At 66.6% G+C, this 12,068-nt stretch carries 10 protein-coding genes, 1 other RNA gene and 1 pseudogene; 5 read left to right on the forward strand and 7 right to left on the reverse strand.

What is annotated here, in order from left to right; genetic code table 11:
• Positions 1–199: 199 nt before the first annotated feature.
• Entirely contained in the window at positions 200–451 is a 252-nt protein-coding gene (locus ACQEVU_RS45445) for a type II toxin-antitoxin system Phd/YefM family antitoxin (protein ID WP_433335755.1), read from the forward strand.
• Entirely contained in the window at positions 448–819 is a 372-nt protein-coding gene (locus ACQEVU_RS45450; RefSeq protein ID WP_433335757.1) for a type II toxin-antitoxin system VapC family toxin, read from the forward strand. Before ACQEVU_RS45445 ends, ACQEVU_RS45450 begins: the two co-directional genes overlap by 4 nt.
• A 300-nt stretch (positions 820–1,119) precedes the next feature.
• On the opposite strand, the gene ACQEVU_RS45455 is transcribed toward ACQEVU_RS45450, so the two are convergent.
• Positions 1,120–1,896, reverse strand: a complete 777-nt coding sequence (locus ACQEVU_RS45455) for a hypothetical protein (RefSeq protein WP_433335759.1) — start codon at positions 1,894–1,896, stop codon at positions 1,120–1,122.
• Between the two features lie 474 nt (positions 1,897–2,370).
• On the opposite strand from ACQEVU_RS45455, the gene ACQEVU_RS45460 reads away from it, so the two are divergent.
• The 3 genes and pseudogenes from ACQEVU_RS45460 to ACQEVU_RS45470 form a co-directional block, all read left to right on the forward strand.
• Positions 2,371–3,471 (forward strand): DUF5677 domain-containing protein, encoded by a 1,101-nt coding sequence (locus ACQEVU_RS45460; protein WP_433335761.1) that lies wholly within the window; start codon positions 2,371–2,373, stop codon positions 3,469–3,471.
• A gap of 148 nt (positions 3,472–3,619) precedes the next feature.
• Positions 3,620–4,441 carry a hypothetical protein gene (locus tag ACQEVU_RS45465; protein WP_433335763.1) on the forward strand — a complete coding sequence of 274 codons (822 nt, stop codon included), beginning with the start codon at positions 3,620–3,622 and terminating at the stop codon, positions 4,439–4,441.
• Positions 4,442–4,675: 234 nt separating this feature from the next.
• Positions 4,676–5,695 (forward strand): annotated as a pseudogene (locus tag ACQEVU_RS45470) (recombinase family protein); the annotation flags it as partial.
• A gap of 616 nt (positions 5,696–6,311) precedes the next feature.
• Here the strand turns inward: ACQEVU_RS45470 and ssrA are convergent.
• The 6 genes from ssrA to ftsE form a co-directional block, all read right to left on the reverse strand.
• Positions 6,312–6,685, reverse strand: a transfer-messenger RNA (tmRNA) gene (gene ssrA / locus ACQEVU_RS45475).
• Positions 6,686–6,777: 92 nt separating this feature from the next.
• Complete coding sequence (locus tag ACQEVU_RS45480; protein WP_433335765.1) at positions 6,778–8,181, reverse strand: SRPBCC domain-containing protein; 1,404 nt, start codon at positions 8,179–8,181, stop codon at positions 6,778–6,780.
• A 69-nt stretch (positions 8,182–8,250) separates the two neighbouring features.
• The gene (gene smpB, locus ACQEVU_RS45485) at positions 8,251–8,730 is read right to left on the reverse strand and encodes an SsrA-binding protein SmpB (protein WP_433335767.1); all 480 of its coding nucleotides are present in this window, start codon (positions 8,728–8,730) and stop codon (positions 8,251–8,253) included.
• Between the two features lie 67 nt (positions 8,731–8,797).
• The gene (locus tag ACQEVU_RS45490; protein WP_433335769.1) at positions 8,798–10,075 is read right to left on the reverse strand and encodes a M23 family metallopeptidase; all 1,278 of its coding nucleotides are present in this window, start codon (positions 10,073–10,075) and stop codon (positions 8,798–8,800) included.
• A 336-nt stretch (positions 10,076–10,411) separates the two neighbouring features.
• Positions 10,412–11,287 carry a permease-like cell division protein FtsX gene (ftsX, locus tag ACQEVU_RS45495; RefSeq protein ID WP_433335771.1) on the reverse strand — a complete coding sequence of 292 codons (876 nt, stop codon included), beginning with the start codon at positions 11,285–11,287 and terminating at the stop codon, positions 10,412–10,414.
• Positions 11,288–11,354: 67 nt separating this feature from the next.
• Positions 11,355–12,035: a cell division ATP-binding protein FtsE gene (gene ftsE / locus ACQEVU_RS45500; protein WP_433335773.1), complete on the reverse strand. Its 681-nt coding sequence runs from the start codon at positions 12,033–12,035 to the stop codon at positions 11,355–11,357.
• Positions 12,036–12,068 lie beyond the last annotated feature (33 nt).

Below are 12,068 nucleotides of genomic sequence, written 5' to 3' on the forward strand. Positions count from 1 at the left end.
TTACTTGAACCGGCCGCAGCGAGGCGCTGCAGGCAATCCCGTGGCGACGACAGCATGATTCCGTCCCGCTCACGCCCCCGGTTGCACGCTGACGAAGGCCCGACCGTCCTCAAGATCCAGATCACCGTCTCGCCGTCCTCAAGGTTCGGACGGACGAGCGGCGCGCCTCTTAGCTAGACTGTTAGCTAAGGAGGTCGCAGTGTCCGAAGCAGCCGCATTCAACATCCACGACGCCAAGACCAACCTCTCGCGGATCATCGACCGCGTTGAGCACGGCGAGGAGATCGTCATCAGCCGGGCCGGCACGCCGGTGGCCAAGGTCATCCCCTTGAACCGGCGAGTCAACCGCGCCGGCCGGGGCTCGCTCGCCGGCCGCCTGGCCATGGCCGAAGACTGGGACTCATCCGACGTCAACGACGCGATTGCCCGTGACTTCGGCCTGACGTCGTGAGCCTTCTCCTCGATACGCACGTCGTCCTATGGTGGCTCGCCAACGATCCGACCCTGCCCGACGACATCAAGGACCAACTCGATCACGAGCCGGACGTCTACCTGAGCTCGGCAACCGTCTGGGAAGTGACAATCAAACAAGCCCTCGGCAAGCTCCAGCCAGCCGACCTACCTGAGCGCGTCCGCGACGCCGGTTTTCGCCCTTTGCCGATCACCGCCGAACACGCCATCGTCGCCGGCCGTCTGCCCCTCCTGCACCGAGATCCCTTTGACCGGATGCTCATCGCCCAGGCCCAGGTCGAGGGCCTGACACTGGCCACCCGCGATCCCGAAATCCAGAAGTACGACGTCAGCATCCTCCCGCTTTAGCGCAGGATCCGCGTCACAGCGCAGGGGGTGCGGCAGCCACCGGCCCATTCACTCCCGCCGTGCAGCCGAGCGGCGTGTGCACCTGACGCGACGCAACGGGCGTGGGCGAGCGAGGCGGACTTGACGATCGCGCACTTCCAAGCCACCGCAGAGCGTAGCGCCCGGGATACGTGGCCCGACGCGCTCAGCGTGCGAAGTCCGCGGAAAACAACTTCGGCGGCCGGCCCATCGGGAACGGCCGCCGAAGTCGATCTCCAGTGGACCTGACACTTGCCTACTTGAACCCGGCAACATAGTTCCTTATGGGGTGGCCGGCGGAGCCAGCCCTGCAGCAGTTGCTGCTGAACAACCGTTCCAACCTGATCCCCTACGCCATACAGACGCGATGCCGACCGACTGAAGGAGGCCCACATTGTCGCCGCCGGGATCCTCCGAGAAGATCGCCAGCAAGCCCGGGTCGGGTACGCCCTTGTAGAAGAAGTACCGGTAGGCGAGCAGCTGAGCCAACGCCTCGCGAACCGCCGACGTGACGCGAGTCCCGTAGATCATCTTGACTTCAGCCAACCACCGGTCCCCGGCTCGCGACAATTCCAGGTCTCGTGGGTGGACGGTAGTAACCGGCAGCCAGCCAATGGACGCCGCTGCGCGACCGTAATCGGCGAGAAGCGCCTCGTGTTCACGTAACTTAACCTGCACCGCGGCGGCAATGTTCGCCGTGTAGGGGCTAGAGCTTTTTGGACTGAACCGGCCGTCTTGCTTGAGTGTTTCCGCGCCCAAGTTTGGGAGAGCAGACGCTTCCATCGACCCCGCTGGCGAGAGCCTCCACGGCTGAGCACGTGTTGAAGGGAGGCAGATTCCCTCCTTCTTCAGCCGATCGTACAAAGAGTCGAGGTTGTTTCGCCAAGCCGGCTCGGCGCCCGGACGCCCTCGACGTGGCGCCAGATCGTCGGCCGTGAACTGATCTCCGAAAAGAGTCTCCACCGCTTGATGAACGGCCTGCCGGGGCGCAGCGTCTCCCAATTCCCGCAATGCAATCAGTAACCAGATGCGTACAATCCGCACTCCCGTCTCTGCCATGTTTAAGTGCTATCACGAGCACCCGTCAGCGCGGCAGCCCGCTTGCTCCCAGCTCGACTGCGCGAATGCGATGATCTAGCCCCGACCGGTAGACGTGGGCGCAAGCCTGACGGGCTCCGGCCACGACGCGAGCACCGTGACATCCGTCAACGGACCGAGCAACCGCCCTCGCACGGCTTGGGCGGCCTACCCGATGCCGAAGTTGATCTCCAGTGGAGCTGACGGTGGCCTACTTGAACCCGCAGACGTAGACCTAGGACCCGCCGACCAACAAACCGCCATCCCAGGCACGTCTCGAACTCGCTCAACGCAGCCGACTCTGCCGTCCGACAGCGCAGTGGCCGCCACGAGAATCACAGCCTGAACTCCGGTAAGGACAGCAACGGTAGCACCTCACACGGATGAACAACTTGCGCGGAGTCCGCCGATGCGGCATTCTGTAGAGTTCTTTTAACCGCCTTCGTGGGAGAATAAGTGCGATACGACGAGCCCGATTTCTTGGCGTCCGTGGTCGAAGTTGCCAACGAACTTATCAAGGCTGGCGCAGACGACAAGGAGACGGCGGTCGTCACCGCACAACATCAGGTGCTAGGCCGCATCCGAACCGCCCCAACCGCAATCGGCTCCAGATTCGAACGGCTTGTACATAAGCACGTCAAACGCCGAAGCGATGTGAGTGCCCATGCAAGAAAGCGCTCCTTACGAGCCTATTGGCACGCTTTCGTGAAAGCCGAGCAAGCAATCGCGGCGGCCGAAATCATCAACCGGGAGCAAATGGATTCATGCGTAACCATCCTAGATGACCTTCAGCGGACCGCACCAAGCTCACTGGGAATCCGAAGCTTATTCGGCGGGCTGCCGCTCAAGTGTCTACTGCTGACGAGCCTGCACGCCCGCACGGTCGTGCTGGCTGACGAAATTCTCCACCTTCTGCAGCACGGCTTCTGCGAAGCTGCGGAAGCACGTGCCCGGACGCTCTACGAAACCACCGTCACAATCTGGGTACTGGCATCCGCCGGCCGAGACGGTGGAGACAATTTCGAATTTTGCGAGCGATACTACGTCTCGTCGCTCCTCGAGCGGCGAAGAGCCGGCTACGACCGCGAGGATCGGCGCATAGCGGCTGCAGCAAGGCGAAAATGGGGTAATCGTTTCTTTACGCCATACGGCTGGGCTCGGCCGCTGTTCCCCAACGTCGACAAGATCACCTTCGGACATCTGGAGAAAGTCGTAGAAAGTGATGAACTCAGACCCTGGTACCTCCGGTTCAACAACGCCGTGCACTCAGGTGCCCATAATACGATCTCACGATCAGATTTTCAGAGAACGTTCCCGAACCCGACGACGCCGGAATATGAGCCAAAGACAGTGCAAGACGTCGCGCACGTCACGCTACGCATGCTCGAACTTGCCACTTTCCCGGCCACAAACTCGATCGCGTACCTGACGAACCGATGGGACGATCTAATCACATTCGCAAAGCTAGCAAAAATAATCGATGCCGCAGTCGCAGATTTCAGAAAAGGTCCAGCCCGACCAGAAGCAATGTTAAGAGGTCGACGAGTATCGGCGTGAAATCGGCCGGCGAAGCCAATTACGCCGGCGGGCGCCGAGCACAGCGACGTGCCACAGCCACGCGCGCACACTTAATGCCGCGACAAAAACTCCGGCGGCCCCACCGATCAGGTCAGGCCGCCGGAGCTAATCTCCAGTGGAGCTGACGATGTCCTACTTGAACCCTCAGAGCTGGGAATCCTGCCTCGCCAGGCTCGCCACCACGCCCACCGAAGCCGCCGCCCTGCTCCGGGATGGCGTGCGGGTGCTCGACGCCCGTGCGGAGGCGATGAGCCGCAGCGGGAGCCGAGTCTGGGAACCCAGCCCCCGCTCCCCCGCGCTCGTCATCGTGGTCGACGAGTACGCCGAACTCGTCGAGCAAGCACCGGGGGCCGTCGAGGCGGCGGAGTCGATCGCGCGGCGCGGCCGAGCGGTGGCGACGACGCTGCTCGGCGCCAACCAGCGACCTACGCAGAAATCCATGGGCGGCGGCGCGCTCCGATCACAGATGAGCGTCCGCATCTGCCTCCGCGTCCGCGAGCGGCGCGATGTCGACCTCATCCTCGACAAGGGCATGCTCGGCGCCGGCTGGCACGCACACACCCTCGACGCACCCGGCAAGTTCTACATCTTCGGCGACGGGCACACCCAACCCCGCCGCGCCCGCGGCTACCTCGTCACCGACGACGACGTGCAAACCACCGCCGCCCGCTACGCCGAGAGCCGGCCAGGGCTCGACGAGCTATCCGAGAAGGCGCTCACAGAGCCCGAGGTCGTCGTCGAAGGCGAGATCGTCACGCAACCGGAGATGACCTTGCAGATGGCGCTCAGGGACGCGCCCGACGACGGGCTGACTGTCCCGGAACTGATGCACTTCACCGGGATGCGGCGGACGTGGGTGTACGACCGCCTCCAGAACCTGGCCAGTGACGGGCGCGCCCAGCAGGTCAGCCGCGGGCACTGGCGAGCCGCGGACGAGGACATCTCGTGAACGTCCGCGCGGACGTCCGTCCGCCTCACACGCGCGTCTGCGCCGATGGACGCGCGGACGGACGACGGACGGACGTTCGCCGCAGACGAACCGACGACACCCAGGAAAGGAGGCGCCCGCGCACCACAGGAAGGCAAGAAAGCGCCGCCTCGTCCAGGTCGACGAAGAACTGCTCGTCAAAGCGCTCGTGCTGATGGCTCAAGAACGCAGAAAGACCCAACCGGAGGAATGACGATGACACGCCAACACGACCGGCCGACGACGACGCGCAAGCGCGCGTTCAGCTACCTTCGCGTGTCGTCGGCCGGCCAGGTCAACACAGACTACGACCCGGAAGGCATCTCGCTGCCCGCCCAGCGCGCCGCTGTTCAGGCGCGGGCCGCCCAGCTCAACGCGGAGATCGTCGCCGAGTTCGTGGAGCCGGGCAGATCGGCCACGACGACCGACCGCCGGCCCGAGTTCCAGGCGATGATCGCTCGGCTCAAGGCTGAGCGCGGAATCGACTACGTGATCGTGTACGCACGGTCGCGGCTCCATCGGAACAGCATCGACGCTGCGATCACGAAGCGGGACCTTCGCAACGCGGGCGCGACGCTGATCTCGGTCATGGACCACACCGACGACAGCGCGATCGGCGACCTGGTCGCCACCGTGCTCGACGGCGTCAACGAGTACCAGTCCCGGGCAGCCGGGGCAGACATCGCCTACAAGATGGGCCAGAAGGTGGCGCGCGGCGGATCGGTCGGCAAGGCACCCATCGGCTACATGAACGTGCGCGAGAAGTTCGAGGGACGCGAAGTCCGCACGGTCGTGGTTGATCCGGAGCGTGGCCCGCTCATTCGGATGGCGTTCGAGCTTTACGCCACGGGCGACTACGGATTCCACGCGCTGATCGCGGCGCTGACGGACGCCGGGCTGAAGACGCGACCGACGAAGCGGTTCCCGGGCGGAATGCCCATCTCCATCAACTCGCTCGGCAACCTGCTGCGCGATCGGTACTACCTCGGCTACGTCCAGTACAAGGGCCAGGAGTTCAAGGGCCGCCATGAGCCGCTGGTCGCCGAAGAACTGTTCGATCAGGTTCAGCGGATGCTCGAAATCCGCCGGGCCGGCGGTATCCGGGAACGGACGCACAACCACTACCTGAAGGGCGTCGTGTGGTGTCACCGATGCCACCGCCGGCTCATGATCATGCGAGGCAAGAGCCACACCGGGAGCCTGTACTTCTACCACTTCTGCCAAGGACGCCAGAAGCGTCTCTGCGACCTGCCGTACCTGCCGACGGAACGGGTCGAGGCGGCCGTTATCGAGAACTACGCGACGGTGATGCTTCCACCTGAGCTGCGCCAGCGAATCGGGCGGCGCGTTCGTGACGTCCTCGGCCACTCGGTCTCGACGCGATCCGAGATCCAGCAGCGGGTGAAGGCACAGCTCGCGAAGCTCGGCGCTCAGGAGGATCGGTTCCTCGACCTCGTCGGCGATCCGGATTGGCCGCAGGACAAGATCGCCCAGCGGCTCCGTGCGATCCGTGACGAGCGCGGCCGGCTGGCCCGCCAGCTCGACGAGGCACCTGACACCGCTGGCGCGCAGGAGCGGATCGACGAACTCCTCGAACTGCTGAGCGATCCGCAGGAGCTGTACCGCCAGGCAACGACCAAGGCGCGCCAGGCGCTGAACCGGACATTCTTCCACCGGCTCTATCTCGACGCCGACGACCAGGGGCCGTTCGTGGCCGCTGACGACCTCCAAGCCCAGGTCAAGCCGCTCGCCGAGATAGCAAGAGGCGGGGCCACCGATGTCGGTGACCCCGCCTCTGATGGCGATCTCCTCCGCGCCGCTCTCGCTGGCGCGGGTTCAATTACGCCCTCCATGGTGGAGGTGCCGGGAATCGAACCCGGGTCCTTCGTCGCTTTGTTAGGACTTCTCCGAGCGCAGCTCGCTATGCCTCTACTCGGCCCTACCAATCACGCGAGCGAGCTGGTATGACGGGCCCAGTCACAATTAATCTCGCCGCACGAGCCCCGTGACCGGACTCGGTTGGCCAGCCTTCTAGCTGATGCCGGTTACTGGGCCGAAGGCGTTCCCAGACCGACAGAACTTCACTCTAGCTTAGGCAGCGAGAGCGAGTTCGGAGCGCTTAAGATTGGCGCTTATAACTTTCCGACGACTGATTCACGAGACAACGTCGGCTTCCTCGGCTCGCTTCCCCTATCGCCACAAACAAAGTCGAAACCAGTCACCCCCGTGTGGGTGGTGGTGGCTGCCGCACCCTCGTGCGACCGATCAAGCGTAACGCGTCCCGGCCACAGTTTCATCCCAGTACCCGCCGGAGCCCGTCAGGCGGGCGCGGCGGTGCACGGCCGACCATCGATCGTACAGGTGAAGGGGCCGTTTCGCACGCCCAAACCGTTGACGTCGAAGCGGATGGTGACCGTGGCGCCGGGGGCGACCTTGCGGTTGCTGTCCAGCGGGGTGAAGGAGACGCGCAGGCCGGAGCGGCTCTGGCGGGCACCCGAGACGTTGCTCACGTCGAAGTCCAGTAGGGGCAGGACGATGACCACCGCCCAGTCGTTGGCCACGGTCTCGGTGGGGTTGCTGATCGTCACCGTGACGCGGTACGCGGTCAGGCTCAGGTCCTCGGTCTTGTACACCGCGATCAGCTGGGCGAAACCCGCCGTGCCGGGCTGCGAGGCGGACACGCTCGCCGGCGGGGCCGAGGCGGGCGAGCGCGTGGTGGCCGGCACGACCGGGGGCGGGACGGTCGCCGTGGGGCGGCCGGAGGCGGCCGGCACCGAGGCCTGCGCGGGGCCGGGGCTCTCGCCGCCGGTCTGCGGCGGGTCGGCCGGATGTAGCGCGGTGGACTTGCCGACCAGGATGGCCGCCATGGCCAGCAGCAGCAGGACCGCGGCGCCGGCGGCCATGGCCTGGCTGCGCCGGTCGGCCGACCAGTCGCGGGCGCCGGCAAGCCATCTCCACCCGTCCCGTACGGGCGCCGTCAGCGCGCCCAGGCGGGCCGTGCGAACGGCGGCCGGACGCGACGCCACCGGGGCGTCGGGCTCGGCCTGGTCGACCGCCGGAGCGTCGGGCTGGGCCGGCACGGCCGCCGGGGCGACCTCGGCCACGCCGGTCGCGTGGGCGCCGAGGACGGCGGCGGCGAAGCCGGGCACGGGGGTCGTCGGGCGCGGGCCGGCCGTCGACCGGATGGACGAGCTCAGGCCGGGCGCCGAGCGGCTCGGCACGGAGGGCTGGCGGGGCAGCCGATTGAACGGCCCGCCGTCGTTGCGCTTCACGGTGGTCGGCGCGGGCGCCTCCGAAACCGCGGCGTCCTGAGCGGCGATCTTGGCCAGCGTCGCGCTGAGCGGTCCTTCGAAGAGGGTGGTGTACGTCGCGAGCAGCACCCTTCGCCGCATGGTCCCCTGCGGCCCGAGAAAACCGCTCTGCGTGAGCGTGAAGCGGCTGCCCGCGCCCCGCTCGGTGAGCGTGATCGCGACGACCGTATGCAGGTTGACGGCCTCCCAGCGCATCACCATGCGGCGTTCGGCCTCGACGGTGACAAGCTGTCCCTCGATCGGGTCCTCCAGGCCCTCAAGATCGTGAGCCTGAAAGGTGAACGTCCCGTCGTCGCGGACCAGGAACCGGGTCGTCGGCAGCCAGTCGGTGACGAGGTGGGCCTCGGTGAACGCGCGCCACACCACGGATGGCGGCTGCTCGAGGTCAACATCGACCCGAATCTCGGTCACGCAGGGACTATAGGGCCTCCACGTATTACCTGCCGAGCAGCTCGCAATTACTCACGCGCGAGAGCGGATTTACTCGGCGCGACCCTTGTTGCGGCTGCCCATAACGCGAGCGATCTCCCGGTCGGCGTCGCGTTTGGCCAGCGTCTGGCGCTTGTCGTAGGCCTTCTTGCCGCGCGCGAGCGCGAGCTCGACCTTCGCCCATCCGTCCGAGAAATACACCGAGAGCGGCACGAGGGTCAGGCCGCTTTCCCGGACCTTCACCCCGATGCGGTCGATTTCCTGCCGCTTCAGCAGCAGCTTCCGGATCCTCCGGGGCGCATGGTTGGTCCAGGTGCCCATTGTGTACTCCGGGACGTGCATCGCATGCAGGAAGACCTCGCCGTCGGAGATCTGCCCGAACGCGTCCACGAGCGAGCACCGCCCGGCGCGCAGCGACTTGACCTCGGTCCCCGTCAGCGCGATGCCGGACTCGAACGTCTCGAGGATCTCGTAGTCGTGGCGCGCCTTCCGGTTGGACGCGACCAGCTTGCGCCCCTTTTCGCGCGGCATCGACCCCTCCAGCGTTTCTCGACCGAACTGAAGAATATCGCGCCCGGCAAGACCATTTCCCGTGCGATCAGCAGAGGCAGCCCGGCAGCCAGTTCAGCGGCTGCACCGGCGTGCCGTTGAGCCGTACCTCAAAATGCAGGTGATACCCGGTCGACGCCCCCGTCGTGCCGACCCGCCCGATCAGCTCGCCGCGCTGCACGTGCTCGCCGACGTGCACCAGGATCGCGGACTGGTGCGCGTAGCAGGTCGCGAGCCCCTTGCCCTGGTACAGCCCGTGCGAGATGCACGTGTAGTTGCCGTTGCCCCCCGAGGGCCCCGCGCGCACGACGACCCCGTCGGCCGCCGCCACGATGGGCTGGCCGCCGCCCGCCGCCAGATCTACGCCCGCATGCAGCTGATACACCTTGTACACCGGGTCGAACCGCATCCCGAAGTTGCTCGACTTCCAGCCGTGCACGGGCATGAGGAAGAACGCCCCGTCCCTCGGCGCGGTGACGGTCGTCAACGGCCCCTTGGACGCGGCTCCCGCGGCCGCACGGGCCCGCCGAGCCTCGGCGTCGGCCTCCGCGCGCAACTGGGCGGCGACGCGGTCGCTCTCGGCCTTCAGCTCCTGGTACCGCGCCAGGACCGCACTGCGCTCGGCGCCGGCCGCGGCCTCGGCCCGAGCGGTCTGGTCCATCAGCGCCCGCACGTCGGCGGCCGCCTTCTCGGCCCCCGCCTGCGCGGCCTGCGACTCCGACAGCGTCCGTGCGGCGTCCGCGGCCGCCCGCCGCGCCCCCTGCCCCGCCTGGACGGCGACGGCGCTGCGCTCCCGCGCGGCCGTACGGGCCGCCGTGAGCTCGTCGACGGCCTGCTGCTTGGCCTGGGCGACCTTGTCGAGGTACTCGATGCGCACCGCCAGATCGGTCGGGCTCCCATCGAAGACGGAGTTGACCATCGCGAAGCCGCCGCCCTTGTACGCCGCCGCCACGAACACCGACACATCGCCCTTGGCCCGGTCGACCTCCCGCTGCGCGGAGGCATACTCGGCGTCGGCGGCCCGGACCGCGGCATCGGCGGCGTCCCGGTCGCGCTCGGCCTGATGCACCGCCGCATCGGCCGCGATGACCCGCCCCTTGGCATCGGCGAGCGCCGCCTGCGCCCCCGGCATCGCCGCGGCCGCGCGATCATGGTCGGCGGCGGCCTGCTGCGCCTTGTCGGTGGCCGCCTCGAGCGTCGCCTGCGTCTCCTGCAACTGCTTGTCGAGCCGCGCCTTGTCGTCGCTGGTATCGGCCCACCCGGGCCCGCCGGCCCCGAGCAACATGACGACCACACCGACAACAGCGACGATCCGGGTTCGGTTCACGGAAGCAACCCTCCAGTACCACTTGAGGGTCACCGTACGCAGCGCAAAACCCATAAGTCAGGAATATCGGTTAAATGCACCTATCGTGGCCCAACACCACCGCAAGGACGTACACCAGACGCACCGCGGGCAAGGCCACACGGGCGGGTCGCGGCGTGAGGCAGGCACGGCCAATACAAGGGCGCAAGCACGGTGCGGGGGGCGCGGAAACGTGTGAGCGCTAGCGGGGCACGAAGCTCCACGAACACCGCTGCGGCGCCCGCCCGGGGCGCAGAAGGCAAAAAGCGAGGGGCGGCCCCGGAAGAACCGGAGCCGCCCCTCAGCGAGCCGAACGCGTCAGACGCGGACGTAGAAGCGCAGCGTCACCCAGGCCGTGATCGCGCTGACCAGGCCGCCGGCGCCGCACAGGACCGGAAGCATCAGCCAGATGTTGGACCAGTCCACCGGTAGTAGGACTGTGGCCAGTGCTTTCAGCGAGCCGTCGATGAAGAAGACCTTCGCGCATATCAGCGCGCCGAACGCCAGGATGGCGCCGATCAGGCCGGCGAAGACCGCCTCCAGGACGAAGGGCATCTGGATGAACCAGTTGGAGGCGCCGACCAGCTTCATGACGGCCACCTCGCGGCGTTTGCTGTACGCCGCGACCTGGATCGTGTTGGCCACCAGCAGCAAGGCGGCCGCGCCCTGGACGATGGCGACCGTCAGCGCCAGAGTCTGCAGCGCGCCGAGTAGGTCGAAGACCCGTTTCAGCAGCTGCTTCTGGTCGATGATGTCGCTGACGCCGTCCTGGGTGCGGAACTGGTCGGTGAACTCCTGGACCTTGTTCGGGTCCTTGAGCTTGATCCGGAACGACTCCGGCAGCGACTCCTTCTTGACCGAGTTCACCAGGTCGGGCGCGTCCTTGAACTGCTCCTGGAAGCGGGTCCAGGCCTCGTCTCTGGTCTCGTGCTTGTACGACTGGACCAGGGCGTTGGACTTGATCGCGCTCTCGAGGTTGCTGCGCTGGTCGTCGCTCACGTCGCCCTTGAGGAAGACCGACACCTCCACCCGCTGGTAGAAGAAGTCTTCCATCTTGCCGACCTGGAAGAACAGCAGCAGGCTCGCGCCGAGCATCGACAGCGAAACCGTCATCGTGATGATCATGGCGATCGTCATCGTGACGTTGCGCCAGAGCCCGGTGAGGACTTCGGACAGGATGTATCTCACGCGCATCGGGTGGGGGTTCCTTCCCAGCGGACCCAGCAGGAGGACGGAGGGCGGTGCGGACTAGGGCTGGGGGTCAGCCGTAGACACCGCGAGGCTGGTCCCGCACGATCCGGCCACTCTCGATCTCGACGACTCGGCGCCGCATCTGGTTCACGATGTTGGAGTCGTGCGTCACCATGACCACGGTCGTGCCGGTGCGGTTGATCCGGTCCAGCAGACGCATGATCTCGATGGACGTGTCCGGGTCCAGGTTTCCGGTCGGCTCGTCCGCCAGCAGGATCAGCGGGCGGTTGACGAAGGCCCGGGCGACCGCAACGCGCTGCTGCTCACCACCGGAGAGCTCGTGGGGGTAGCGGTGCTCCTTGCCGCCGAGGCCGACGAGCTCGAGCACCTCGGGGACGACGCGACGGGCGACGCCCTTCGACTTGCCGATCACCTCGAGGGCGAATGCGACGTTCTCGTAGGCGGTGCGGTTCGGCAGCAGGCGGAAGTCCTGGAAAACGCAGCCGATCTGCCGCCGGAAGGCCGGGATCCGCCACGACCGCATCGACGTCACGTCGCGCTCGTTCACGACGACCTTGCCCCGGTTGGGGGCGACCTCGTGCAGGAGCAGCTTGATGATCGTGGACTTGCCTGAGCCGGAGGGACCGATGAAGAAGACGAACTCGCCCTTCTCGATGTTGACGGAAACATCGTCAAGGGAGGGGCGAGACGCCTTCGGATACGTCTTCGTCACGTGGTCAAGCCGAATCACGGGACGTGAGTCTACGCGGTGTGACAAGTGCGC

This window comes from Dactylosporangium sp. CA-139066 (assembly GCF_050936175.1).
In the GTDB taxonomy this organism is placed as follows: Bacteria; Actinomycetota; Actinomycetes; order Mycobacteriales; family Micromonosporaceae; genus Dactylosporangium.

Excerpts from the sequence above, each read along its gene's own strand:
- ACQEVU_RS45455 (WP_433335759.1), bottom strand. The coding sequence starts at position 1,896 with ATGGCAGAGACGGGAGTGCGGATTGTACGCATCTGGTTACTGATTGCA.
- ACQEVU_RS45465 (WP_433335763.1), top strand. The coding sequence starts at position 3,620 with ATGTCCTACTTGAACCCTCAGAGCTGGGAATCCTGCCTCGCCAGGCTC.
- smpB (WP_433335767.1), bottom strand. The coding sequence starts at position 8,730 with ATGCCGCGCGAAAAGGGGCGCAAGCTGGTCGCGTCCAACCGGAAGGCG.
- ftsX (WP_433335771.1), bottom strand. The coding sequence starts at position 11,287 with ATGCGCGTGAGATACATCCTGTCCGAAGTCCTCACCGGGCTCTGGCGC.